This is a genomic window from Sphingomonas sp. AC411, assembly GCF_979253035.1.
The window spans coordinates 2,509,002-2,534,625 of sequence record NZ_CEEDAQ010000001.1; the positions used below are offsets into that span (position 1 = coordinate 2,509,002).

Below are 25,624 nucleotides of genomic sequence, written 5' to 3' on the forward strand. Positions count from 1 at the left end.
TTGCCGGACGTTATTAATACGACCTGATAACAGTGACTGGAGAGCGAAAATGGTAGAACGGCGAGGACAGCCTCTCGCGCGCGACGCAATGGCGTACGTGCTGGCAGGCGGCCGTGGTAGCCGTTTGATGGAACTGACCGATACGCGCGCGAAACCCGCGGTGTATTTCGGCGGCAAGGCGCGCATCATCGATTTCGCGCTGTCCAACGCGATCAATTCCGGCATCCGACGGATCGGCGTCGCGACGCAGTACAAGGCGCATTCGCTGATCCGCCACCTCCAGAGCGGCTGGAATTTCCTGCGCTCGGAACGCAACGAAAGCTTCGACATCCTGCCCGCCTCGCAGCGCATCAGCGAGTTCCAATGGTACGAGGGCACCGCCGATGCCGTGTACCAGAACATCGACATCATCGAGAGCCACGCGCCCGAATACATGGTCATTCTGGCGGGCGATCACATCTACAAGATGGATTACGAGCTGATCCTGCAACAGCATTGCGAGACCGGCGCGGACGTGACCATCGCCTGCCTCGAAGTGCCGCGGATGGAAGCGGTCGCGTTCGGCGTGATGGCGGTCGACGAGCACGACAACGTGACCGATTTCGTCGAGAAGCCCGCCGATCCGCCCGCGGTGCCCGGCAATCCGGATATCGCGCTGGCATCGATGGGGATCTACGTCTTCCACACCAAATTACTGTTCGACGAACTGCGCCGCGATGCGGAAACGCCCGGCTCCGCGCGCGATTTCGGCAAGGATATCATCCCGTACCTCGTCAAGCACGGCAAGGCGGTCGCGCATCGCTTCTCCGACAGCTGCGTGCGGTCGGGGCTCGAGGTCGAGGCCTATTGGCGCGACGTCGGCACGGTCGACGCGTATTGGGAGGCGAACATCGACCTCACCGATGTGGTGCCGAAGCTGGACCTGTACGACCGGAGCTGGCCGCTGTGGACTTATTCGGAGGTCACGCCGCCCGCGAAGTTCGTCCACGCGGACGATGGTCGTCGGGGCGAGGCGGTGTCGTCGCTGGTCTCGGGCGACTGCATCATCTCGGGCTCCTCGATCCACCGCAGCCTGATCTTCACCGGCACGCGGGCGCACAGTTATTCGGTGCTCGATCAGGCGGTGATCCTGCCGCATTGCGTAATCGGCCGCGGCGCGCGCCTGTCGAAGGTGGTGGTGGATCGCGGCGTGGAAATTCCCGACGGTTTGATCGTCGGCGAAGATGCCGAGTCGGACGCACAGCGCTTCCGGAGGACGGACAGCGGCGTGGTGCTGGTGACCAAATCCATGATCGACCGGCTGACCGCGTGATAGGCTGGGCGATACCTACCCCTCCCTGGAAGGGAGGGGATGGGGTGGGTCGGCCAATTGGCTACCGGTTCACCTGCCCCATACCGACCCACCTCGGCCCCTCCTTCCAGGAGGGGAGCGGCCGTCCCATGCCAACCGGAGCGCCACGATAATGCGCGTCCTCTCCGTCGCCTCCGAAGCCTACCCCATCATCAAGACCGGCGGTCTCGCGGACGTCGTCGGCGCGTTGCCGGCCGCGCTCGCGCCGCATGGCGTGGCGGTGACCACATTCCTCCCCGGCTACCCCGCACTCGCCGCCGTCACCAAGCGCGCGAAAGTCGTCCACCGCTACACCGACCTGCTCGGCGCCGAAGCGCGCATCCTGAAAGCAAAGATCGGCGACCACCCGCTCCTCGTCCTCGACGCCCCCGCCCTCTTCGCTCGAGGCGGAGGCCCGTACGGCGACGCGACCGGCGCGGACTGGCCCGACAATTGGCGCCGGTTCGCCGCGTTCAGCCGCGCCGCCGCCGACCTCGCCTCGGGAGTCGTCCCCGGCTACGCGTTCGACATCCTCCACGCGCACGACTGGCAGGCGGCGATGGCCCCGCCTATCTGCGCTACGCCCCCGGCCCGGCCAAGCCCGCCAGGACCGTCGTGACGATCCACAACATCGCGTTCCAGGGCCGCTACGGCTACGACATCTTCGCCGACCTCGCGCTGCCCGACATCGCCTTCGCGCTCGACGGCGTCGAATATTATGGCGGCGTCGGCTATTTGAAGGCCGGCCTCGAAGCCGCCGACGCGATCACCACCGTCAGCCCGACCTACGCCGCCGAAATCCGCCGCGCCGAATTCGGCATGGGCCTCGAAGGGCTTATCAACGACCGCGCCAGCCGCGTCACCGGGATCGTCAACGGTATCGACCCCGCCGTCTGGAACCCCGCGACCGACGCAGCCCTCCCCGCCCGCTACACCGCTCGTACGCTCGCCCGCCGCCGCATCAACAAACGCGCGATCGAGACACTGTTCGGCCTCGACACCGACGACGGTCCGCTGTTCACCGTCGTCAGCCGTCTTACCGGGCAAAAGGGCATGGACGTGCTCGCTGGCGCGCTCGACGAACTCGTCGCGCTCGGCGGCCGGCTCGCATTGCTGGGCTCCGGCGACGCGGACCTCGAGCGCGCGTTCCTCGCCGCCGCCGAACGCCACCCCGGCCGGATCGGCGTCCGCATCGGCTATGACGAACCCGTCTCGCACCTGCTGCAAGGTGGCGCCGACGCGATCCTGATCCCGTCGCGGTTCGAACCCTGCGGCCTCGACGCAACTTTACGGGCTTGCCTACGGCTGCATCCCGGTCGTCGCGCGCACCGGCGGGCTCGCCGACACTGTGATCGACGCCAACGAAGCCGCGATCGCCGCCGGCGTCGCCACCGGCGTCCAGCACGACGGTGTCACGCCGGAAGCGCTCAGCCACGCGCTGCGCCGAACGATGGCCCTCTATGCACGCCCTGATCGCTGGGCCATGTTGCAGCGCAACGCGATGCGCGCGGACTTCTCGTGGGACGAGAGCGGCCGCCGCTACGCAAACCTGTATTCGAGCCTTCTGGAGCACGCATGATCCGCACCGTTTCGACCACGCCCTACACCGACCAGAAGCCCGGCACGTCGGGCCTGCGCAAGAAGGTGAAGGTCTTCCAGCAGCCGAACTACGCCGAGAATTTCGTCCAGAGCGTGTTCGATGTGGTGGAGGACAAGGCAGGCGCGACGCTGGTCATCGGCGGAGATGGCCGCTTCCTCAACCGCGAAGTCATCCAGGTCGCGATCCGCATGGCCGCGGCGAATGGCTTCGGGCGCGTGATCGTCGGTCGCGGCGGCATCCTGTCGACGCCTGCCGCCAGCCACATGATCCGCAAGCGCGGCGCGATCGGCGGGCTCGTGCTGTCGGCCAGCCACAATCCGGGCGGCCCCGACGAGGATTTCGGGATCAAGTACAACATCGCCAATGGCGGGCCCGCGCCCGAATCCGTCACCGACGCGATCAACGCGCGGACGCTTGAGATCGATCGCTGGCTGACCGTCGATGCCGACGACATCGACATCGACAGCGACGGTGAAGTCACGGTTGGCGACATGCCCGTCGAAGTCGTCGACCCCGTCGAGGATTACGCCGCCCTCATGGAAACGCTGTTCGACTTCGACGCGATCCGCGCCGCCAAACTGACGATGGCGTTCGACGCGATGAGCGCGGTTACCGGGCCCTACGCGACCGAGATCCTCGAACGCCGTCTCGGCTTCGCGCCAGGCACGGTCCGCAACGGTGAACCCTCCTCGATTTCGGCGGCCATCACCCCGACCCCAATCTCGTCCACGCGCACGAACTCTATGAGACGATGATGGCCCCCGACGCGCCCAATTTCGGCGCGGCATCAGATGGTGACGGCGACCGCAACCTGATCATCGGCAAGCACCGCTTCGTCACCCCCTCGGACAGCCTCGCGATGCTGGCCGCGAACGCGCACCTCGCGCCGGGCTACGCAGGCGGGCTCAAGGGCATCGCCCGCTCGATGCCGACCAGCGCCGCCGCCGACCGCGTCGCCGAAGCGCTCGGCATCCCCGCCTACGAGACGCCGACCGGGTGGAAGTTCTTCGGCAATTTGCTCGACGCCGGCATGGCGACGATCTGCGGAGAGGAAAGCGCGGGCACCGGCTCGGATCACGTCCGCGAGAAGGACGGCCTGTGGGCGGTCCTCCTGTGGCTCAACATCCTCGCCGTGCGCGGCGAAAGCGTCGACGCGATCGCCCGCGATCACTGGGCGAAGTTCGGGCGCAACTATTACGCGCGCCACGATTACGAAGGAGTCGAGACCTCACGAGCCGACGCGTTGATAGCGGCCTTGCGCGCGAGCCTCGCCACTCTCCCCGGCCAGCAGTTCGGCGACCTCACCGTAGAGACCGCGGACGAGTTCGCCTATACCGACCCGACCGACGGCTCGATCAGCCGCAACCAGGGCGTCCGTATCCTGTTCGCAGGCGGCAGCCGCGTGGTGTTCCGCCTGTCGGGCACCGGCACCACCGGCGCGACGCTGCGCGTGTACCTCGAACGCTACGAACCGGTCGGCGGCGATCTCGACCGCGACACCGGCGAGATGCTCGCCAGCATCGTCGCAGCGGCGGAGTCGATCGCGGGTATCGAGCAACACACCGGCCGTAACGCACCGGACGTCGTCACCTGATGCGCCGTTACGGCCTGCTCGCGCTCTCCGCGCTGCTGGTCGCGGCATCGCCCGTGCCGCAGTCGCCTGCGCAGATGTTCGGCCCGCTGTACAAGGCGGTGCAGATGCGCGGGCTGTTTCCGGACTCGAAGACCTTCGCCGACGCGACGCCCAAGCGGCCGGCGAAGGCGATCCTCGCTGACTATGCGAAATGCCGCTGCGATGCAGAGCCTGCGCTGCGCCGGTTCGTCGCAGCGAACTTCACGATCCCGACGACGCCCGCCGCGCGGCCATCGGCCGAGCGGCTGACGCTGAAGGCGCACATCGACGCGCTGTGGCCGCAACTGACGCGCACGCAGACGAGCGTCCCCGCAGGCTCCTCCGCGCTGACCCTGCCGAAGCGCTACGTCGTCCCCGGCGGCCGTTTTCGCGAGATGTATTACTGGGACAGCTATTTCACGCTGCTCGGCGTCCAGCGCTCCGGGCGGCAGGATCTGGTCGAGGACATGATCGTCGACTTTGGCAGCCTGATCGATCGCTACGGCCATATCCCCAACGGCACGCGCACCTATTATCTCAGCCGCTCGCAACCGCCGTTCTTCTACCTGATCGCCGGCCTGTCGCGCGATCCCAGGACGCTCGCCACCCGTAACCGCCAGCTCCGCGCCGAACACGCGTTCTGGATGGCCGGCGCCGAGACGCTCAAGCCCGGCCAGCAATCGCGCCGCGCCGTCCGCCTGCCCGACGGCGCGCTGCTCAACCGCTATTGGGACGATCGCGACGATCCCCGCGACGAGAGTTATCGCGAGGACGCGGAGCTCGCCGACCGCACGCCGTCGCGTAATCGCGGAGAACTCTTCCGCGATCTGAGGGCGGCGGCGGAAAGCGGCTGGGACTTCTCGTCGCGCTGGCTGGCCGACGGCCGCACGCTCGCGACGATCCGCACCACCCGGCTCGCGCCGGTCGACCTCAACAGCCTGATGGTCGGCATGGAGCAGGCGATCGCCGCGAACTGCCGGACGCTCGGCGACACCGCGTGCGCGACGTCGTACACCGCCCAAGCGACCGCGCGCACCGCCGCGATCCGCCAGCATCTGTGGAACGGCCGGTTCTTTGCCGATTACGATCTCGACACCAACCGCGCGAACGACTTCGCCAGCGCGGCGATGGCCTTCCCGCTATTCGCCAAGGTCGCCACCCCGATCAGGCACGCGCGACCGCCACCGCACTCCGCCCGTTCGTCGGCGAAGGCGGCCTGCGCACGACGCTGATCGGCAGCGGCCAGCAATGGGACGACCCGAACGGCTGGGCACCGCTGCAATGGATCGCGATCCAGGGCCTGCGCGGCTACGGCGAAATCGCGCTTGCGGACCGGATCACCAAGGCCTGGCTCGCCTCAGTCGATCGCGAATATCAGGCGAGCGGCAAGCTGCTGGAGAAATACGACGTGGTCGAGCGCAAGCCGGGCGGTGGCGGCGAATACCCCAATCAGGACGGCTTCGGCTGGACCAACGGGGTCACGCGCGCGCTGATGGTGAATCGCCCATGACGCGCCGCCGCCGCAGCGCGCTCTACATGCCCGCGTCGAATGCGCGGGCGATCGCCAAGGCGCGAACGCTGGATTGCGACGTCGTCATCCTGGATCTGGAGGATGCGGTCGCGCCGGACGAGAAGGCCGCCGCGCGCGACCGGGTCGTCGACGCGGTACGCGAAGGCGGGTTCGGCGCGCGCGAACTCGTGGTGCGGATCAACGGCGTCGGCACACCGTGGTACGCGGACGACATCGCTGCGGTACGCGGCATAGGCGTCGACGCCGTGCTCGTGCCCAAAGTGTCGTACCAGTCCGACCTGGAGGAGATCCGCAAATCACTGGGCGAAGATGGCCCACCGATCTGGGCGATGATCGAGACCTGTGCCGCGATCCTGTCGCTCCCTGCGCTGTCGCAAGCGGCGTGGGGGTCACGGCTGACGGCGCTGATCGCCGGCACCAACGATCTCGCCAAGGAAATGCGGTGCCGCCTCGGGGCGGATCGCACCCGCTGATCCCCGCGCTCACCGCAACCGTCATGGCCGCGCGTGCAGCAGGGATCGTGGCGCTGGACGGCGTGTGCAACGCGCTCGACGACCCTGCACGGTTTGGTGCGGAGTGCGCGCAGGGCGCGATGCTGGGATTCGACGGCAAGACGTTGATCCATCCGTCGCAGATCGACGCGGCGAATGCCGGTTTCGGTCCGAGCGAGGAGGAGTTGGCGTGGGCGCGGGCGATCGTCGCGGCCTTTGCCAAGCCGGAGAATGCGGGCAAGGGCGCGATCCGGCTGGATGGCCAGATGGTCGAGCGGCTGCATCTCGCCGAGGCGGAAGCCATGCTGGCGGGCTGAGAAAGACTTTATTCCTCCCCTGCAAGGGGAGGTGGCAGTCCGCAGGACTGACGGAGGGGTATCGCGCCATCGAGAGCGTGTCACCCCTCCGTCTGGCAAGCGCCAGCCACCTCCCCTCACAGGGGAGGATCGAAGACTTGGTTAGCCGTTTGCCTTTTTCGTCAGGTCTCCCAACCCTTCTTCGCCGCCGCAGACTTCGCCGCCTCGCTACGCCCCGCCGCCTGCTTCCCACCACTCCGCGCAGACGCCTGCGTATCGGGCTTGCCCCGACCCGACCCGGACTTGTTGCCTCCGCCCGAATCCTTGTTCACCGTAGCCCAGGCCCGCGCCTCGGCCTCAGGCTCGGGAACACCCTTCGCCTCATAGCCATCCGCGATATGCGCGGCCTTGCGCTTCTGCTTGTCGGTGTACGCGTCCTTGTCGCCCTGTGGCATCGCCGCTCTCCTCGTCAGAGAGCTTCAACGCTCAGAACAACAGGTCGTTCAGCGGCCGATCCAGTCCGCCACTTCGGTAGCGACCCGGTTCGCGGCCTGATTGATCCCGGCCGCAGCCGAGGTCGCATCGATTGCCGACACCGGCACGCGCGCCTCGAAGCGGCGCTTCTCGACCGACGTCTTGCCCGCGCGCATCAGCGACGCGTCGTACGTCACGACCGCCTCGCGAGTCGTCGCATCCAGCCCGAACGACCGCAACTCGCCGCCGAGCAAACCGCCCGGGTCGCCGATCGACTGCGCCGTCGACAGCACGACCAGCCCGGTCCGCGACGAGACCGTATCCGACACCAGCCGTGCGAACAGGCGCGCCGGCGGCTCCGCCCACTGCGCATCGGTGACGTACGCGATCGAGGTCGGCGTGGCCTGCACCGGCACGCGCGCGGTTGCGAGCGACTGCGGCACGACCGGCGTCTGGATCGTGATCGACTTGGCGGTCGCCGAGTCCTGGTTCTGGCCGACCGGCACCGACGAAACGCTCGTCAGCGTCAACAGCGTGGGGGCGGTTTCGCGCCGAAGCTGATGCACCCGGCGAGTGGCAGCATCGCGATCAGGATGAGCGGTGTCTTCATGGCGTGCCTCACTTACCCTTGTAATCCGGGAGCTTCTGCTGCCCGATCAGCGAACTCGCACCCTGCTGGTCGACCTTCTCGGCGACCGACGACAATGCCGCCGCGGTCGTCCGCAGGTCGTGGACCAGACGGTTGGCCTCGGGGATGGTCGTCTTCGAGAACGCCTGCAGACCCGGCCGCGCATCGCCGATCGCGGCGTTGAGCGTTTCGGCGCTCTGCTGCGCAGACGTGATCGCCTTGTTCAGGTTCGCCATCGCCGGCTTCACGTCCTCGGACAGGACGCCGTTGGTGGTCTTGGCGAGCACGCCGAACTGCTGCGCAGCATCGCCCGCCTGCTGGATCGCGACGCGGGTCTGCGCGAGCGTCGCAGCGATCTCCGGACCACGATCGGCGAGCGCATCGGTCAGCCGGTTGGTGTTCTCGAGGATACCGGCGATCGACGCCTGGTTGCGGTCGGTCAGCAAGCCCGTAAGGCGCTCGGTCAGCGTCGACAGGCGCTCGAGCAACTGCGGTGCCGAGTTCAGGATCGCGCCGAGGCCGCCCTGCTTGGTCGGGATGACCGGCACGCCGTACGGGCAAGGCTGGCCATTGACGTCGGGGCACGAGACGGCGGGCGCGCCTTTACGCGCACCATCGAGCGAGACCTGGCTAACGCCGGTGAAGCCAACGCCCGAGATCGACGCGGTCGTGCCCTGGAGCACCGGAGTCTCGTCGTTGACGCTGATCCGGACGCGGACGAACTGCGGATCGTTCTTCCACAGCGAAATCGTCTTGACCTGTCCCGACGGCACGCCCGAGAACACGACGGCAGAGCCGCGCGCGAGCCCGTCGACCGACTGGCGGAAGAAGATGTCGTATTCCTTCTCTTCCTTGCCGCCCAGCCGCGCGATCCACACTGTGAACAGGGCCAGCAGGGCCAGCAGGATCAGCACGACGGCGCCGACTAGGACGTGGTTCGAACGGGTTTCCATCAGCGCGTCCTTGCTTCTTTCTCGGCGTATGTCGCGTCGGCGTCGTCCGGCGCGGACTGCTTGGACTGGACTTCAGTTGGGTGTCGGGCAGCTTGCTCGTCGGCGCGCTCGTGCGCTTCCTGAGTCGCGACCGCGGCACGGCCGCGGGGCCCCTTGAAATATTCCTCGATCCACGGGTGATCGAGCGCGATCAGTTCGTCGATCGTGCCGACCGCGATGACCTTCTTGTCGGCCAGCACGGCGACCCGGTCGCAGATCGCATACAGCGTATCGAGATCGTGCGTGATCAGGAACACCGTCAGCCCCAGCGTCTTCTGCAACGACTGGGTGAGCCCATCGAACGCCGCCGCACCGATCGGATCAAGCCCTGCGGTCGGCTCGTCGAGGAACAGGAGTTCCGGATCGAGCGCCAGTGCGCGGGCGAGGCCAGCGCGCTTCTTCATGCCGCCCGATAGCTCGGCGGGAAACTTGTTCGCCGCGTCCGCCGGCAGGCCGGTCATCACCACCTTGTACGACGCGATTTCCGCGAGCAGCGCGGGTGACAGGTCCGGGTAGAATTCGCGCAACGGCACTTCGACGTTCTCGGCTACGGTCAGCGTCGAGAACAGCGCGCCGCCCTGGAACAGCACGCCCCAGCGCTTGCGGATCTCGGTCGCCTCGGTCTCCTCGCGGCCGATATTGGGCTCGCCGAACACCGTGACCTCGCCGGCGACCAGGGTCTGGAGGCCGATGATCGAGCGCATCAGCACCGACTTGCCGGTGCCCGAGCCGCCGACCACGCCGAGGATCTCGCCGCGGCGGACGTCGAGGTCGAGCCCCTCGTGCACGACCGAGATCGCCGAATGCGTTCTTCAATCCCCGGACGGAGATGATGTTGTCGCTGGTATCGTCGGTGTTGCGGGGCATCAGTCCCAACCCAGCCAGGTGAAGAAGACCGCGAAGAACGCGTCGAGGACGATCACCAGGAAGATGCCCTGTACGACCGCGGAGGTGGTGCGCAGGCCGACCTGTTCGGCGTCCGATTCGACCTGCATACCCTGGAAGCAGCCGGCGATCGCGATGATCGCGCCGAAGACGGGCGCCTTGATCAGCGAGATGTAGAGATCAGTGATCGGCACGACTTCGCGGATGCGCGCGATGAAGGTGACCGGCGGAATGCCGAGCTGGACCCAGCAGAGCAGACCACCGCCGATGATCGCGATCACCGACGCGTAGAAGCCGAGCAACGGCATCATCACGATCGCGGCCAGCACGCGGGGCAGCACCAGCGCCTCCATCGGCGACACGCCGATCGTGCGCATCGCGTCGATCTCTTCGGTCAGCTTCATCGTGCCGAGCTGGGCGGCGAAGGCCGAGCCCGAGCGACCGGCGACCATGATCGCGGTCATCAACAGGCCGAGCTCGCGGATCGTCAGGCGGCCGACGAGGTTGATCGTGAACACTTCGGCACCGAACTGCCGCAACTGGACCGCGCCCTGCTGAGCGATGACCATGCCGATCAGGAAGCTCATCAGCCCGACGATGCCGAGCGCGGCGACGCCGACCACCTCGAAGCGCTGGACGACCGCGTTGAAGCGGAAGCGCTGCGGGTGACGGATGACGCTGCCGAATGCGACCGTGGTCGCGCCGAGAAACCCGAGCAGCCCGAGCATGGTCTTGCCCGACAGCACGACCGCATCGCCGATCTCGCCGAGCACGCGGCTGACCGCGCTGACCTTGGCGGGTTTGGCCGCGAGCGGCTGGTCGGAGGCGACGACCTGGTCGAACAACGCCTGGTCGTTGGCGTCGAGCCCGTCGATCGTCGCATCGTTGCGCGCGGCAAAGCGGTGGACGATCCAGGCGCCGATCGTGTCGATCCGGTCGACCCCGCTCAGGTCGACACGCTTGACCGACGACGCATCGACCGCCTCGAGCCGATCGGGCAGATTGCCGATCTTTGCGAGCGACAGATCGCCGGTAAAGCGAAGCGTGCCGGTATCGGCACCGTCCTGCTGGAAATCGGCCATCGCGCTCATCGGGGGCACCTTTGCGGCAAAGTGACTGGATCGGCAAGATGAATGCGGCGTAAGTCGCGACGATGACTATTTCTTCCCCGCCTCCTCCACCACGAACGCCACTTCGTCCGTCCGCCTCGCGATCTACGACATGGACAAGACGATCACGCACATGCCGACCTGGACGCCGTTCCTGCTCCACACCGCGAAGAAAGGCGGCGCACCCTGGCGGCTGGCGCTCGTCCCGTTCGCCGGAGTCGCCGCGCTCGGCTATGTTGGCAAGCTGATCAGCCGCGGCCGGCTCAAATATTTGATGCAGCGGATGATGCTCGGCAAGCGCATGACCCCCGCCGAAGAACGCCGGGCGGCCGAAGCCTTCGCCGACCGCGTGATGCGCGATGGCGTCTTCGCGAGCGCCCGCGCGCAGATCGAGGCAGACCGCGCCGCCGGATACCGGCTGGTGATGGCAACCGCGTCGTACCGATTCTATGTCGAGGCGATCGCGCGGCGACTAGGCTTCGGCGCGGTGATCGGCACCGAGAGCCTGCGCGACCGCGACGGCATGCTGCTCGCCGGCATCGAAGGCGAGAATTGCTACGGCCCGGCAAAACTGCGGATGATCCAGGCCTGGATGGACCGCGAAGGCATCGCCCGAGACCACGCCCACATCCGCTTCTATTCCGACCATGTTTCGGACGCCCCGACCTTCGAGTGGGCCGACGAACCCTTCGCGGTGAATGCGCATGGGCCTTTGCGGTTGCTCGCAAAGGCGAAGGGCTGGCCGATGCCGGATTGGGAGCGGTAGCTCCGTCGTGCGGCGAGTGACAGCTGCCAGAACCTACTTGATAACTATCGCCCAGTTGTGGACATTGACGCGGTACGCGATGGTAGCTGTATGGTCTCGAAACCGACAACGAAGCGCCGCAGGTGGATTTGGGTTGCTATAGCGTTTGCTGTAGCAATATCCCTGTTCTCTGCGGGTGTAATCTATGGCCGCTGGCTGATCACGAGTGGAGCTTGTGATCCGAGCGGTTGCCGATGGCCTTAGTCCGCTCCCCACCAATCCCGGACATGCCCGCAACGCGATCATAATCAGGAATGCCGTTCGCTTCGCAACGTGGCTCAAGTCGGGCATAAGGCTACCGATATGAGGGGTCGGCGCGTTGGCGGAGGGAAGGCTTAGGCGAGGTTGGGGTTGGCTGCTTCTAGCCACGCTCACGCTCTCAACCATCGGCGATGAAATCTCGCTCATAACCCTGATGCTTCGTACGGCCGGTGATCGCACACCATTCGCTGTGCCGATGCTACTGGTCGCCGGGCTGCTGCCGGGCCTGTTGGCCACACCTCTTATCGGTAGGCTCGTCGACTCCGCGATGCGGGCAAGCTGCTAGTGGCAACGGCGCTGACCAATGCCGTCATCATCGCGTGGATGGCTTGGCATCCTGATCTAACCTCTACCATCGTCGGTGCTAGTATCCTCAGCGTGGCGTTCGCCATCGGCGGGACGGCCAGTTTCGCCCTCATCCCCGTCCTAGCCGCAGGGCTGGGCATGACGCTGCCACGCGCCAATGCGGTGTTGGAGTTCGTGCGCAGTGCGGGGATGCTTGCCGGGCCGGTCGTGGGCGGCACGCTGGTGGCGTGGGGCGGGACCGGGAACGCGCTGCTGATCGATGCTGCCAGCTTCGTGCTTCTAGCCGCCGTCGTGTTGGCGAGTGGCCTTCGCCGCCCCGTTGAAGCGGACGAAGACGGCCAGGCCCGAACCCTGCTGTCCGAATATTTGCCGGTCCTGCGTGATCGTAGGATTACGATCATGATCGGCGCGCTGACGCTTGAGGTCTATGCGACCGCCATTGCCGATGTAGCATTCGTGTTTCTCGTGACCGTCACATTGGCGGCCGGCCCGACCGTGTTTGGTTTGCTGACGGCCTGCTGGGCTGGAGGATTGATGGCGGGGGCTGCTGCATCGGGAACGATGGCGATGAAGCGGCCGGCACCGATCGCCTTCGTTTCCGGGACTGTGATGGGCGGGATCATGCTCGCGATCGGTATCGGCATATCCACAACGATTGGTAGCATCGCCTTCGTGGGGATTGCGTTCGTAATCGGGGGTGCAGCGAACAGCGCCCACAACATCGCGGTCCGAACGATGCTGCAACGTGAGGCTCCGGCTAACGCGCAAGGCAAAGTCGCGGCGATCTACAGCGCCAGCACAAGCAGCGCGGGCATCCTTGGATATATGACTGGAGGCTTGTTCGCGCCGAACGGGGCGGTCGATGCCTATATCCTCGGCGGTACGCTTGGGGCTGTAGCAGGTTTGGTGGGGTGGCTGCTGTTCAGCTCTATCAAAGCCCGCCCTTCATAATCGCTGGCGGAAAGATCCCGATCATCCCTACCGCATCGGCTTTTCCAATTTCCGATTCTTTTCGGGACAGGCAGCAGCGTCAGGCGACATCGCCTAACGCCACCCGCCTTCCCAACAGCGGAAGGGCCGCTTTCCTCCCCAATCCATACATTCGATGTCGGCAAGCGTCGTCTCAACTCGATTCGTTTTCAGAGCCAACCCGTCCGGGTCTTACTTAACCCAGACAACCCCAAAAGATCGGACGATACCTGTAAAGCTGCGATTCCGCGTGCGATCTACAAGATCTTAGTCGCTACCCGTCACAGCAGCACGTCCACACTGTGGATCACCAGTCCGACCAGCCCGCCGACGATCGTCCCGTTCACCCGGATATATTGCAGGTCGCGGCCGACCGCGTTTTCCAGGCGGCTGGTGATCGTGTCGGCGTCCCAGCTGCGCACGGTTTCGGACACCAGCTTGACGATGCCGTCGCCGTAGTCCGCCGCCGCACCGACTGCCGCACGACGTACGAAGCGGTTGATCGTGCGCGACATGCGCGGATCGTGCTGCAACGTCTCACCAAGCTGGCGGAGGATGTCGCCGAGCTTGCCGGCCATCGCGCGCTCGGGATCGCGGGCGATCGCGAGAAGGGCGCCGCGCGCCTGTTCCCACAGGCCGTCGAGCCAGCGTTGCATCGCCGGGTTGTCGAGCAGGTCGTTCTTCATCGTCTCGACCCGCTCGCGCATGCGGCGGTCGTATTGGAGATCCCAGGCGAGGCGATCGAGCCCCTCCTCCGCCTTCAGCCTGAGCGGATGCTCGGGGTCCTCGGCCATCTCGGCGAGCAGCTTGTCGAAGCCGCTGATCAGCTTGTCCGCGACGGTGGTGTCGAGCCCGGTCCAGCGCAGGATCGAGCCGGCCTTGTCATGGACCATCGCGCGGACGAGGTGATCGTTTGCCGCCAAGGTTTTCGCTGCCCACCGGATCGCGCTTTCGAGCAAAGGCGCGTGGCGGCGCTCGGCGATCGCGGCCTTCAGCAATTGGCCGAGGATCGGCGAGACTTCGGTCTCGCGCAGTCGTGCGCCGATCCCGGCCTTGACCATCCCGCCGAGCCGAGCCGGATCGAGGCCTTCGAGAACCTGCGCGACCAGCTTCGACGCGCCCTGCCGGAAGCGGCCCCTGCCCCCTCGGGCGGATCGGTGAGCCAGCGGGCGATCGCCCTCGCCACGTCGAGCCGCCGCGTGCGCCGCGCGATGACGACCAGAATCAGGAAGTTCGCCCGGAGGAACTGCGCGAGCGTATCGCCGATCCGATCCTTGTTGCGCGGCACGATCGCGGTGTGGGGGATCGGCAGGCCGAGCGGATGGCGGAACAGCGCGGTGACCGCGAACCAGTCCGCCAGACCGCCGACCATCGCCGCCTCGGCAAACGCGCGGACAAACCCGAACGCCGGGTGGACGGGGACGAGCGCGCGGCTGGCGAAGAACGTGGCGGCCATGAGCACGAGCAGGCCGGTGGCGACGATCCGCATGCGGACGAGCGCCGGTGGAGGTGCTTCGCCGGCCGGGCGCATACGGGGTAAAAGCGTCATGCCCGTAACAATCCCCGGGCGCCCCGAATGTTCACGCCGCTGCGGCGGTTCGGGTGCCCGGGTGCAGAAGGGCGTGTCGTAGGTCGATCACTCGGCGGGTTGCGTGCCGTCACCCCGTTCGCCGCCGTGCCCGAGCTTGCCGGTCGCCGGCCCGAGCAGCGGCCCCGGATTGGGTCCGGCGATCTCGATCACGTCGTCGCCATTGTCACCCGGACGATAGGTGAGCAGGCGACGGCTCAGCCGCGGCCCGACATAGCGCTCGATCCCGACCGCCAGGCTGAACGCCGCGGGGATGATCAGCAGGGTCAGCAGCGTCGACAGCGCAAGACCGCCGATCACGACCGTGCCCATCGGCGCGCGCGACGACGAATCGCCGCTGAGCGACATCGCGGTCGGCACCATGCCGGCGACCATCGCGACCGTGGTCATCACGATCGGCTGGGCGCGCTTGTGCCCGGCATCGATGATCGCGGTGAACGCGTCGACGCCCTTGCTCATCTCGTCGAGCGCGAAGTCGATCAGCAGGATCGAGTTCTTGGCGACGATGCCGAGCAACATCAGAAGGCCGATATACACCGGCAGCGACAGCGGCTGTCCGGTCGCCCACAACGCGAGCAACCCGCCGAGCGGCGCGAGCAGCAACGAGCCCATGTTGACGAACGGCGGCAGCACGCGGCGGTAGAGCAGCACCAGCACCGCGAACACGAGGAAGGTGCCCGCGATCACCGCGGTGATGAAGTTGGTGATCATCTCGGCCTGCCACTTGCTCTGGCCGAGCGTGAGTTCGCTGACGCCGACCGGCAGGGCCTTCATTGCGGGCAGCGCGTGGACCTGCTTCATCGCGTCGGAGATGACGACGCCGGGCGCGAGATCGGCGCCGAGCGTGATCTGGCGCTGCTGGTTGACGCGGTCGATCTTGGTCGGGCCCGAGCCGAGGCCGATATCCGCGACGAGGTTGAGCGGCACCGAGCCGCCCGATGCGGTCGACACGGGCAGGTTCTGGATCGTCGACAGGCTGGTCCGCGCCGACTGGTCGAGCGCGACCCGGATCGGGATCTGGCGGTCGGAGAGCGAGAAGCGCGCCGAGTTCTGGTCGATATCGCCGAGCGTGGCGATCCGGATCGCCGACGACAGCGCCTGCGTGGTCACGCCGAGATTGGCGGCGAGATCGAAGCGCGGGCGGATGACGATTTCCGGGCGCTGCATTCCGCCAGAGACGCGCGGTGCCGTCAGCGACTTGAGCGAGCCCATCTCGGCGACGATCCTGTCGGCCGCCTGTTGCAGCTTGGCTGGATCGCTGCCGCCGAGGACGATCGTCACGTCACGCCCACTGCCGCCCCAGCCGGACTGCGAGCGGAACGACACGCGTGCATCGGGGATCGCGGTCATCTGTGGCGCGAGCCGGCGTTCGAAATCGACCGACTTCTCCTTGCGATCGGGGCGAAGGTTCGCGGTCACGATTCCGCTGCCGACCCGGGTGCGCGCATAGACGGTGGCGACTTCGGGTTGCTGGCTGAGGATCTCCCCGACCCGCGCGACCACCGCATCGGTCTGCGCGAGGGTGGTACCGGGCACCATCTCGATCTGCGCGGTCGAATCATCCTCGTCGCGGGTCGGCTGGAACTGCGAGGGGATGACGGTGAACATGAATAGCGTCAGCGCGAAGGCGACCACGCCCGCGCCGATCGCCCACATCCGGTGATCCATCACGCGGTTGAACATCCTCCGGACGCCGCCGCGTGCGCGCCATGCCGCCGCCTTGCGGCTGTCGAGCGTCCAGTGGAGCGTGCGGACGTACCAGTCCATGATCTTGCCCTCGCCGTGGCTGGCATGGCCGAACGACTTGAGGAAATACGCCGCGATCATCGGCGTCACGAGCCGTGCGACCGCAAGGCTCATCAGCACGGCCGCGACCACCGTCAGGCCGAAATTCTTGAAGAACTGCCCCGCGATACCCGGCATCAGCGCGACCGGCATGAACACCGCGACGATCGCCATCGTCGTCGCCAGCACGGCGAGACCGATCTCGTCGGCGGCGTCGATCGATGCCTGATAGGCGGACTTGCCCATCCGCATGTGCCGGACGATGTTCTCGATCTCGACGATCGCGTCATCGACCAGCACACCCGCGACCAGGCTGAGGGCGAGCAAAGTCATGCCGTTCAGGTCGAAGCCGAGCAGGTCCATGAACCAGAAGGCGGGGATCGCCGACAGCGGGATCGCCAGCGCGGAGATCGCGGTCGCACGCCAGTCGCGCAGGAAGATGAAGACGACGATGACGGCGAGGATCGCGCCCTCGATCATCGCGTGGATCGCGCTTTCATACTGCGCTTCGGTATATTCGGTGGTGGTGTAGCGCTGGACGAACTTGACCGACGGATTGCGCTTTTCGAGCGCGCGCAGCTTCTCGACCGCGGCATGATAGACGGTGACGTCGGACGCGCCCTTGGCCCGCTGGAAATCGAAGGTGATCGCCTGGCGCCCGTCGACCGTCGCGCGGCTGCGCTGCTCGGCGTAGAGATCGCGGACCTGCGCGATGTCGGCCAAACGCACGGTGCGACCATTGCCGACGTTGATCTGCGTCTGGCCGAGGTCGCTCGCGTCGCGCGCGTTGCCGAGCACGCGGATCGACTGTTCGGACCCGGCGATCTCGGCACGCCCGCCCGCCGCGTTCAGATTGACCTGACGCAACTGCAGATTGACCTGGCTTGCGGTCAGGCCCTGGCTCTGGAGCTTCAGCGGATCGAGGATGACGCGGATCTCGCGGCTGACGCCGCCGTTGCGGCTGATCGTCGCCATGCCGGGGATCGACAGCAATTCCTTGGTGACGGTGTCGTCGATGTACCAGGAGAGCTGTTCGACGGTCATGTCGGTGGTGATCGCCGCGAAGCTCGCGACGTCGTTGCCGCTGGTGTTCGCGCGGTACACCTGCGGCTCGAGAATGCCGTCGGGCAGATCGCTGCGGATCTGTGCGATCGCGTCGCGCACGTCGTTCACCGCGCGGTCGATCGGGGTACCGATGGTGAGCTGGATCACCGTTTCCGAATTGCCTTCGGTGACGGTCGAGTTGATCTCGTCGATGCCCTGGAGCGAGCGCACCGCCGCCTCGACGCGCTGCGTGACCTGCGTCTCCATCTCGGTCGGCGCCGCGCCGGGCTGGTTGACGACGACGATCGCGATCGGGAAGTCGATGTCGGGATCGCGGTTGACGTCCATCCGCATGAAGCTGACGACGCCCGCAAGCATCAGGGCCAGGAACAGGACGATCGGCGGAACCGGGTTGCGGATCGACCAGGCCGAGATGTTGCGGAAGTTCATGGGCTCAGCTCGCCTTCTTGGTGATCGGCTTGACCGTCTGCCCAGGGGCGAGGAAGCCACCCGCGGACTGGACGACGCGCTCCGAGCCGTCGAGGCCGCCGATGATCGTCACGCCGGCATCGGAGACCTGACCGATCTTCACGTTGCGCCGGACGATCTTGTCGCCCGGCCCGACGATATAGACGTAATTGCCCTTCTCGTCGCTCTGCAACGCGGAATCGGGAAGCAGCGGCGCCTGCGTCACGCCGCCGACGATGGTCGCCGCGGCGAACCCGCCGGGGCGCAGCGCCGGATCGTATTTGACCGCGATGCGCGCGATGCCCTGGCGCGTCTGCGGATCGATCACGGGCGAAACCTGCCACACTTCGCCGGGATAGCCCTGCGTGGTGCCGACCGGCACGACCGTCGCGCGCGCCCCGACGTGCAGCCCGGTCAGGTCCGCTTCGCTCAACTGCGCGCGCATCTCCATCTGGCCGCCCATCGCCATGCGGAACAGGACGCCTGCCGATGGCCCGACGATCTGGCCGGCCTCGACGCCACGGGTCAGCACCAGACCGGCGGCAGGGGCGCGGATATCGAGCCGCCCGTTGCGCGCACGCGCCTCGCCGAGCGTCGCCTGCGCCACCTTCACCCGCGCCGCCGCGGCATCGCGGGTCGCTGCCTTGCGCTGCAGATCGGCCTTCGAGATGAAGCCACGATCGACGAGCTGCTTGGCCCGGTCGAGTTCGGCCTGCGCGATCGTCTCGTCCGAGCGCGCGACGCTGACCGAAGCGGCGAGCGACGCCGCGGTCTCGTTCTGGACCGAGCGATCGACCGTCGCGAGCACCTGGCCCGCCGAAACCCAGGTGCCGGGTTCGACCAGCACGCGCGTGATCATTCCGCCCTCGCCCGCGACGCCGACCGGCATCTCGCGTCGTGCCGCCAGCGTACCCGTCGCCGAGATCGTCCGGTCGACCGCCTGCCGGCCCGGCACGACCACCGACACGGTCGGCAATTGCGCGCCGGGCGTCGCGGCCGCGACGTCCTTCTTGCCGGCCTTGAAGGCATAGACCGCCACCGCGATCGCCAGGACGAGAATCACGGCGATGATGACGTTGCGGCGGCGATGCGATGGCGCGCTATAGTCCGGCAACGCCAGTGGCTCTTCGCTCTCGCCACCGATCATCTTCGTCTCGTAATTCATGCGCGTCACAATCCCAATTCCGACCGGTCTTGTCTCGACCCGCTTCGCCATTCGCACGCTGTGTTATCTGAATAAGTCACCGTGCTCAAGCCCCTCGACTAGCACGAACGCGAAGACATGCTTCGAATCCGATCTATCCGCAATGATGTTCAAAGAGTTTGGGATGTTCAAAGAGTTTGGGACGTTCGAAGAGTTTGGCGACGTTCAGCTTGCGTTGACGTGCGCGGCGCCACACGCCGACATATTGCTACACGGGAGACATAGTCATGAAGATCGCAACGTTCCTTACCACGCTGGCCGGCGTCGCCGTCGCGTTGCCGGGAACTGCCGCCATCGCGCAGACCGCGCCGACCACGGTCGAGCCGATGATCCCGGCGGCGGGCACCGTGCTCGACGTGACGGCGGAGGGTCGCACGACCCGCGTGCCCGATCTCGCGACGATCCGTGCCGGCGTCGTCTCGCAATCGACGACCGCCGCAGCCGCGCTCACCGACAATGCGCAGCGTATGGCGAAGGTGCTCGCGGCGCTGAAGCGGGCGGGCGTGGCGCCGCGCGACATCGCGACGTCGTCGGTCCAGCTCGCGCCGCAATATCGCTATGCCGACAACCAGCCGCCGGTGATCACCGGATATCAGGCGACCAACACCGTCTCGATCCGCTTCCGCGACGTGGCGAAGTCCGGCGCGATCCTCGATGCGCTGGTGGCGGAGGGTGCGAACCAGATCGACGGGCCGAACCTGTCGATCGACAAGCCCGAGACCGCGCTCGACGAAGCGCGGGCCGACGCGATCGCGCAGGCCAAGCGTCGCGCGGATCTCTACGCGAAGGCAGCCGGGCTGCGGGTGTCGCGGATCGTCTCGATCGCCGAATCGGGGCAGGATACCGGCGGCTCGCCGCAGCCGATGTTCATGGCACGCGCGTCGATGGCCAAGGACAGCACGCAGATCGCACCGGGCGAGAAGGACGTGACGGTCACGGTATCGGTGCGGTTCCTGCTGAACTGACATTCAACTGCTCCCCTCCCTCAAAGGGAAGGGCTGGGGTGGGTAGGCTCGCTTATGCCGCGACCGTTCGAACACATGGGACCCGACCCACCCCTACCCCTCCCTTCCAGGGAGGGAGAAGATTTAAAGATCGTGCCCAGTCTCCACACACGAAAAAGGGCCGCCCGGTTGCCCGGGCAGCCCTTCTTTTTCGCGTGACGATGCGAAGCTTAGCGGACGCTACCGCGACGCACGAGGTTCACGATCGCGAGCAGGATGATCGCACCCAGCAGCGACACGAGGAACGACGTCAGCGTGAGCGGCTGGTTGTTGATCGAACCACCCGACAGGATCAGGCCGCCGATGAACGCGCCGACGATGCCGACGATGATGTTCAGGAAAATGCCCTGCTGCGCATCGGTGCGCATGATCATGCTAGCGATCCAGCCAATGACACCGCCGACGATCAGCCAAAGAATGAGACCCATGATATTTTCCCTCCGTTGAACCCGTATCCGGGCGATGGCGGAAAGACGAGCGAGCGGGGATTTTTGTTCCGCCCGCGTTTTGAGTTTTAGATCTCAATACTTTTGCTGGCGCTCGTACAACGACTTGTAGTGCTGGATGCGCGTGACGCGGAGCCCGGGCATGCCCGACCGATCGATCGCGCGCTGCCAACTGGCGAACTCCTCGACGGTCAGGCCATAGCGGGCGCAGACATCGTCGACGCTGAGCAAACCGCCATTCACCGCAGCGACCACTTCGGCCTTGCGACGCACCACCCACCGCGTGGTGCTGGGTGGCGGCAGCGTATCCAGCGTCAGTTGCTCACCGAGTGGTCCGATGACCTTGCCGGGACGGATTTTCTGGTTCTCGATCATTTGAAACCTCTGATCGGGGCGGGGGCCCCTATCGATACGCACACACGACACATAGTCGCAGGATTTGAAGATCGGCTGAAACGCCGCCGTAAACCGCATCTTCATTCGTCCTTCCACCGGGTTAACGCCGTTGCCATCGGGCCGTTGAACGCACCGTGAAGCGGCGCGAACAGTTTGGGATCGATCGTCGTTCGCGCGAAGCCGGCCTGTACCACCGCGGTCGGGCTCGCTGCCTGGCGGGCGGCGATACCGACGATCAGGACAGCGAGATCACCCGGTAGAACGGTGACCTCGGCGTCGCGATCGAAACGGGGAAAACTCAGGTCCAACGGGATACTCGCGAAAACTCTTGGGAGGTCCGGTATAGCGCGAGGGGTGAAGGGACCGTAAAACTCGGCGAAAGAGTTCGTGAACTTGTCGCTTTATTCCAATCGCTGGTCGCGTTTTTCCCTCATTTCGTCTTGATATACGTTAACCGGTGCATCTTTTTGCAACCGCACGCCGTCGCGCCTATGTGGCGATCATGGATCAGACCGATTTTCAGCTCGGGCCGGACACGGCCGGAAAGCGCATCGTCGTGGCGATGTCCGGCGGCGTCGACAGCTCGGTCGTCGCCGCGCTCGCACACGCCACCGGCGCCGAGACGATCGGCGTGACGTTGCAGCTCTACGATCACGGCGAGGCGATCGGTCGCGCCGGCTCGTGCTGTGCCGGGCGCGATATCCGCGATGCCCGCGCGGTGTGCGATCGACTCGGGATCGCGCACTACGTGTTCGATCACGAGACGAGCTTCCGCGAACAGGTGGTCGACAAGTTCGCCGACGAATATCTCGCCGGCCGGACGCCGATCCCGTGCGTCCAGTGCAATATGGGGCCGAAGTTCACCGATCTGTTGAAGCTCGCGCGCGATCTCGGCGCGGATTGCCTCGCGACCGGGCATTACGTCCGCCGAGTCGAGGGCGCGCACGGTGCCGAACTCCATCGCGGTGCCGATCCGGCGCGCGACCAGAGCTATTTCCTGTTCGCGACCACGCAGAGCCAGCTCGACTATCTGCGCTTTCCATTGGGCGGCCTGCCCAAGGCGCGGGTGCGCGAGATCGCGGCGGAACTCGGGCTCGGGGTTGCGGCAAAGCCGGACAGTCAGGACATCTGCTTCGTGCCCGATGGCGATTATGCGGGGCTGGTGAAGAAACTGCGGCCCGAGGCGGCGGAGACCGCGGGCGATATCGTCGATCTCGGCGGCGTGAAGCTCGGCGAGCATCGCGGGCTGATCCACTTCACCGTCGGCCAGCGTCGCGGGCTGGAGATCGGCGGCAGTCCCGAGCCGCTCTATGTCGTGCGAGTCGAGCCGGAGACGAAGCGGGTCGTGGTCGGGCCTCGTCGCGCGCTCGCGGTCGAGGCGGCTCGGATGACCGACATCAACTGGCTGGGCGGCGACTTCACCGGGCCTTTGACCGCGAAAGTGCGGTCGATGGCCAAGCCCGTCCCGGCCCGCCTGGTCGGCGACCGGGTGGTATTCGATGCGCCCGAATATGGCGTCGCGCCAGGCCAGGCGGCGGTGCTGTATGCGGGCGAGCGCGTGCTCGGCGGCGGCTGGATCGCGGAGACCGAGGCGGCACTCGTAGCCGCCTGACGCGTTGAGGCGGCATGGATATCGAAACCTTGCGTCGCCAGATGGAAGCCGCCGCCGCGGCGATGGATTTCGAGACCGCGGGCCGGTTGCGCGATCAGATCAGCGTGTTGCGCGGTGGCGGCGAGGTCGCGGACACAGCCGGGCTGACGCGGCAACAGCCGGGCGCGATGGGGCTAGGCACGAGCCAACAACGCATGACGCCGCCGCCGGGCTGGGTGAAACCAAAGAAGCCGGATCCGATGACCAAGGGGCGGAAGCGGTAGCTCTTCTTGGCCCCCTCTCTGGAAGGGAGGGGTTGGGGTGGGTCGCTCGCCAGACCAGCGCCGCGTCCGCCAATCGGCCGACCCACTCCGGCCCCTCCCTGTCAGGGAGGGGGAAGATAGAGAGCGGAATCGGACGATCGGCGCCGCCGCTCAAGGCAGCAGGAACGTGCCCTCGATCGTCGTCACGCACGCACCGCCCAACACCACGCGGTCGCCCTCGAGCCGACACGTGAGCTTCCCGCCCCGCGCACTCGCCTGATACGCGGTGAGGCTGTTCCCCAAGCTCTGCGCCCAATACGGCACCATCACCGCATGCGCCGAGCCCGTCACCGGATCCTCGTCGATCGCGTAATACGGCGTGAACACCCGGCTGACGATATCGGTCGCCGCCCCGCGCGCCGCGACGATCGCGACGATCGGGAACTTGGCCAGCGCGGCGAAATCCGGCTTCAGGTTGCGCACCACCGCCTCGTCCTCGACGATCACGAGCGCATAGCCCTTCTCGTGCCACAACGTCTCGACCGGCGCGGCGACGTTCAGTGCCGCGACGATCTCCGGGATCGCTTTCGGGCTGGGAGCCCAGGCCGGCAACTCCAGCGTGTAGCCGCTGTCCGCCCGCGCGACCTCCAGCATCCCCGCCTGCCGCGTCCGGAACCGCACCCGGTTGAGCGCGGTGTCAGACGACAGCACGAAATGCCCGCTCGCCAACGTCGCGTGGCCGCACAGCGCGACCTCCGCCCCGGGTGTGAACCAGCGCAGGTCGAAATCCACGCCCTCGTCGTCGGAGGCGACGATGAACGCGGTCTCGCTCAGGTTGTTCTCTTGCGCGATGTCCAGCAGCACATCGTCGTCGAGCCACGCGGACAGCGGCATCACCGCCGCCTGGTTGCCGCCGAACGGCGTGTCGGAAAACGCATCGATCTGCGCGAACGGTATTCTCATGCCCTGGGCCCCTTAGACGCGCTTGCCGAACCCCAAGCGGGTCAGACGCGCTTGCCAAACCAATGCGGCGTCACGTCCGCTTCGACCAGCGGATTGTCGGTGTCGACATGCCCCTCGGGATCGAGGTGGATCAGCACCTCGACCTTGGGGAAGGCGGTGCGCAAATTGCGCTCGACCGCCTCGACGATGTCGTGCGCGTTGGCGACGGTCAGGTCGCGCGCGACCTCCATGTGGAACTGCGCGAAGTCGTGGCTGCCGGAACGGCGCGTGCGGAAATCGTGGATGCCGCGGATGCCGGGCTGGCGCGCCGCCACGTCGAGGAACTGCGTGCGCAGATCCTCGGGCCATTCCTTGTCCATCAGCTGGTCGATCGCGTTCGACGACGCCTGGAACGCGCCCCAGGCCAGCCACAAAGCGATGACGATGCCGAAGATCGGATCCGCACCGCTCCACCCGACATATTGATCGAGCACGAGGGCCACGATCACCGAACCGTTGAGCAGCACGTCGGACTGGTAATGGACGTTGTCCGCCAGGATCGCAACCGAGCCGGTCTGGCGGATGATGCGGCGCTGATAGGCGAGTAGGAACACCGTCGCGACGATCGCGATCACCGACACGCCGATGCCGAACTCGGCGCCGGTGGTCGGCTGCGGATCGGCGAAGGCGAGGATCGCGCGCCAGGCGATCCCGACCGCCGAGGCGGTGATCAGCATGACCTGGAACAGCGCGGCGAGCGCCTCCGCCTTGCCGTGGCCGAAGCGGTGGTCGTGATCCGCGGGCGTCGCGGCGAGGCGCACGCCGTACAGCGTGACGAGCGACGCGAGCAGATCGAGCGCGGTATCGGCGAGCGAGCCGAGCATCGCCACCGAGCCCGTCGACCATGCCGCAAAGCCCTTCAGCAGCAGCAGGAAACACGCCATCGCGACGCTGGCGAGCGCCGCGCGGGTTGCGAGGGGTATGACCCTGCGGCGTTCGTCCTGCGTCATGGGAAGAGCAGCCCTTCGCTCCAGCCGCCGTCTTTGCGTACGAACAGCCGGCGTTCATGGAGGCGGTGTTCGCGGTCCTGCCACAGCTCGATGCGGTCGGGGGCGATCCGGTAGCCGCCCCAATGCGGCGGGCGCGGCACGTCGCCGCCCGCGAACCGCGCCTGCATCTCGGCAAACCGCTGCTCGAACGTCTCGCGCGAATCGAGCGGGCGCGACTGCTCCGACGCCCAGGCGCCAAGCTGCGAATCGCGACCGCGCGAGGCGAAATAGGCGTCCGACTCGGCATCGCTCACCAGGCTCACGGGGCCTTCGATCCGGACCTGCCGGCGCAGCGACTTCCAGTGGAAGAGCAAGGCGGCATAGCGGTTGACGGCAAGGTTGCCCGCTTTGCGACTTTCGCGGTTGGTGTAGATCACGAAACCATCGGGGCCGTGGCCTTTCAACAGCACCATCCGCACCGACGGACGGCCCTCCGCATCCGCGGTGGCGAGCGCTACCGCGTTGGAGTCGTTGATTTCTGTTTCCCGCGCCTCGGCATACCAGGCGTCGAACAGGGCGATCGGATCTTCGGACATGGCTGCGCCATAGCGAAAC

20 protein-coding genes and 5 pseudogenes are annotated in these 25,624 nt (G+C 66.6%); 11 read left to right on the plus strand and 14 right to left on the minus strand.

Annotated elements, in window-relative coordinates:
- Positions 1-49: 49 nt before the first annotated feature.
- The 6 genes and pseudogenes from glgC (at position 50) to AC0IX7_RS12900 (ending at position 6,881) form a co-directional block, all read left to right on the plus strand.
- On the plus strand, positions 50-1,312 hold the full coding sequence (glgC, locus tag AC0IX7_RS12875) for a glucose-1-phosphate adenylyltransferase (protein ID WP_471812217.1): 1,263 nt from the start codon (positions 50-52) through the stop codon (positions 1,310-1,312).
- A 151-nt stretch (positions 1,313-1,463) separates the two neighbouring features.
- Positions 1,464-2,909 (plus strand): annotated as a pseudogene (gene glgA / locus AC0IX7_RS12880) (glycogen synthase GlgA).
- Positions 2,906-4,524, plus strand: a pseudogene (locus tag AC0IX7_RS12885) (alpha-D-glucose phosphate-specific phosphoglucomutase). The pseudogenes glgA and AC0IX7_RS12885 overlap by 4 nt, the downstream one beginning before the upstream one ends.
- Positions 4,524-5,774 carry a trehalase family glycosidase gene (locus tag AC0IX7_RS12890; RefSeq protein ID WP_471812218.1) on the plus strand — a complete coding sequence of 417 codons (1,251 nt, stop codon included), beginning with the start codon at positions 4,524-4,526 and terminating at the stop codon, positions 5,772-5,774. The pseudogene AC0IX7_RS12885 and the gene AC0IX7_RS12890 overlap by 1 nt, the downstream one beginning before the upstream one ends.
- The gene (locus AC0IX7_RS12895) at positions 5,774-6,052 is read left to right on the plus strand and encodes a trehalase family glycosidase (RefSeq protein ID WP_471813871.1); all 279 of its coding nucleotides are present in this window, start codon (positions 5,774-5,776) and stop codon (positions 6,050-6,052) included. The genes AC0IX7_RS12890 and AC0IX7_RS12895 overlap by 1 nt, the downstream gene beginning before the upstream one ends.
- 26 nt (positions 6,053-6,078) lie before the next feature.
- A pseudogene (locus AC0IX7_RS12900) lies at positions 6,079-6,881 on the plus strand (HpcH/HpaI aldolase/citrate lyase family protein).
- Positions 6,882-7,042: 161 nt separating this feature from the next.
- Here AC0IX7_RS12900 and AC0IX7_RS12905 read toward each other — a convergent pair.
- The 5 genes and pseudogenes from AC0IX7_RS12905 to AC0IX7_RS12925 form a co-directional block, all read right to left on the minus strand.
- On the minus strand, positions 7,043-7,315 hold the full coding sequence (locus AC0IX7_RS12905) for a plasmid stabilization protein (protein WP_471812219.1): 273 nt from the start codon (positions 7,313-7,315) through the stop codon (positions 7,043-7,045).
- Positions 7,316-7,363: 48 nt separating this feature from the next.
- A complete protein-coding gene (locus AC0IX7_RS12910; RefSeq protein ID WP_471812220.1) occupies positions 7,364-7,900 on the minus strand; it encodes an ABC-type transport auxiliary lipoprotein family protein in 537 nt (178 codons plus the stop codon).
- A gap of 52 nt (positions 7,901-7,952) precedes the next feature.
- A complete protein-coding gene (locus tag AC0IX7_RS12915) occupies positions 7,953-8,915 on the minus strand; it encodes an MlaD family protein (protein ID WP_132895582.1) in 963 nt (320 codons plus the stop codon).
- Positions 8,915-9,821: pseudogene (locus AC0IX7_RS12920) on the minus strand (ABC transporter ATP-binding protein). Before AC0IX7_RS12920 ends, AC0IX7_RS12915 begins: the two are co-directional and overlap by 1 nt.
- On the minus strand, positions 9,821-10,930 hold the full coding sequence (locus AC0IX7_RS12925; protein ID WP_471812221.1) for an MlaE family lipid ABC transporter permease subunit: 1,110 nt from the start codon (positions 10,928-10,930) through the stop codon (positions 9,821-9,823). The pseudogene AC0IX7_RS12920 and the gene AC0IX7_RS12925 overlap by 1 nt, the downstream one beginning before the upstream one ends.
- A 121-nt stretch (positions 10,931-11,051) precedes the next feature.
- Between AC0IX7_RS12925 and AC0IX7_RS12930 the strand changes: the two genes are divergently transcribed.
- Positions 11,052-11,714, plus strand: coding sequence for an HAD family hydrolase (locus AC0IX7_RS12930; RefSeq protein WP_471813872.1), 663 nt, complete (start codon positions 11,052-11,054; stop codon positions 11,712-11,714).
- A gap of 585 nt (positions 11,715-12,299) precedes the next feature.
- Positions 12,300-13,271, plus strand: a complete 972-nt coding sequence (locus AC0IX7_RS12935) for an MFS transporter (RefSeq protein WP_471812222.1) — start codon at positions 12,300-12,302, stop codon at positions 13,269-13,271.
- 299 nt (positions 13,272-13,570) lie between these two features.
- Here AC0IX7_RS12935 and AC0IX7_RS12940 read toward each other — a convergent pair.
- From AC0IX7_RS12940 to AC0IX7_RS12950, 3 genes and pseudogenes are all read right to left on the minus strand, one after another.
- A pseudogene (locus tag AC0IX7_RS12940) lies at positions 13,571-14,838 on the minus strand (DUF445 domain-containing protein).
- A gap of 87 nt (positions 14,839-14,925) precedes the next feature.
- Positions 14,926-18,156: an efflux RND transporter permease subunit gene (locus tag AC0IX7_RS12945; RefSeq protein WP_471812224.1), complete on the minus strand. Its 3,231-nt coding sequence runs from the start codon at positions 18,154-18,156 to the stop codon at positions 14,926-14,928.
- 4 nt (positions 18,157-18,160) lie between these two features.
- Positions 18,161-19,339 carry an efflux RND transporter periplasmic adaptor subunit gene (locus AC0IX7_RS12950; protein WP_187504567.1) on the minus strand — a complete coding sequence of 393 codons (1,179 nt, stop codon included), beginning with the start codon at positions 19,337-19,339 and terminating at the stop codon, positions 18,161-18,163.
- Between the two features lie 266 nt (positions 19,340-19,605).
- Here AC0IX7_RS12950 and AC0IX7_RS12955 point away from each other — a divergent pair, with 266 nt between their 5' ends.
- The gene (locus tag AC0IX7_RS12955; RefSeq protein WP_471812226.1) at positions 19,606-20,343 is read left to right on the plus strand and encodes an SIMPL domain-containing protein; all 738 of its coding nucleotides are present in this window, start codon (positions 19,606-19,608) and stop codon (positions 20,341-20,343) included.
- A gap of 209 nt (positions 20,344-20,552) precedes the next feature.
- On the opposite strand, the gene AC0IX7_RS12960 is transcribed toward AC0IX7_RS12955, so the two are convergent.
- The 3 genes from AC0IX7_RS12960 to AC0IX7_RS12970 form a co-directional block, all read right to left on the minus strand.
- Complete coding sequence (locus AC0IX7_RS12960; RefSeq protein WP_187504903.1) at positions 20,553-20,810, minus strand: GlsB/YeaQ/YmgE family stress response membrane protein; 258 nt, start codon at positions 20,808-20,810, stop codon at positions 20,553-20,555.
- A 93-nt stretch (positions 20,811-20,903) separates the two neighbouring features.
- Entirely contained in the window at positions 20,904-21,203 is a 300-nt protein-coding gene (gene sciP, locus AC0IX7_RS12965) for a CtrA inhibitor SciP (RefSeq protein ID WP_056412261.1), read from the minus strand.
- Positions 21,204-21,304: 101 nt separating this feature from the next.
- Positions 21,305-21,532, minus strand: a complete 228-nt coding sequence (locus AC0IX7_RS12970; RefSeq protein ID WP_187504902.1) for a hypothetical protein — start codon at positions 21,530-21,532, stop codon at positions 21,305-21,307.
- A 194-nt stretch (positions 21,533-21,726) separates the two neighbouring features.
- Between AC0IX7_RS12970 and mnmA the strand changes: the two genes are divergently transcribed.
- Together mnmA and AC0IX7_RS12980 are read left to right on the plus strand one after the other, a co-directional pair.
- A complete protein-coding gene (gene mnmA, locus AC0IX7_RS12975) occupies positions 21,727-22,836 on the plus strand; it encodes a tRNA 2-thiouridine(34) synthase MnmA (RefSeq protein WP_471813873.1) in 1,110 nt (369 codons plus the stop codon).
- 14 nt (positions 22,837-22,850) lie between these two features.
- Positions 22,851-23,099 (plus strand): UvrB/UvrC motif-containing protein, encoded by a 249-nt coding sequence (locus AC0IX7_RS12980; RefSeq protein WP_254685223.1) that lies wholly within the window; start codon positions 22,851-22,853, stop codon positions 23,097-23,099.
- A gap of 150 nt (positions 23,100-23,249) precedes the next feature.
- Here the strand turns inward: AC0IX7_RS12980 and AC0IX7_RS12985 are convergent, their stop codons facing one another.
- The 3 genes from AC0IX7_RS12985 to pdxH are packed head-to-tail and all read right to left on the minus strand — an operon-like array spanning position 23,250 to position 25,605.
- Positions 23,250-24,041, minus strand: coding sequence for a PhzF family phenazine biosynthesis protein (locus AC0IX7_RS12985; RefSeq protein ID WP_471812228.1), 792 nt, complete (start codon positions 24,039-24,041; stop codon positions 23,250-23,252).
- A gap of 41 nt (positions 24,042-24,082) precedes the next feature.
- Positions 24,083-25,030 carry a cation diffusion facilitator family transporter gene (locus AC0IX7_RS12990; RefSeq protein WP_187505028.1) on the minus strand — a complete coding sequence of 316 codons (948 nt, stop codon included), beginning with the start codon at positions 25,028-25,030 and terminating at the stop codon, positions 24,083-24,085.
- Entirely contained in the window at positions 25,027-25,605 is a 579-nt protein-coding gene (gene pdxH, locus AC0IX7_RS12995) for a pyridoxamine 5'-phosphate oxidase (RefSeq protein ID WP_471812229.1), read from the minus strand. Before pdxH ends, AC0IX7_RS12990 begins: the two co-directional genes overlap by 4 nt.
- Positions 25,606-25,624 lie beyond the last annotated feature (19 nt).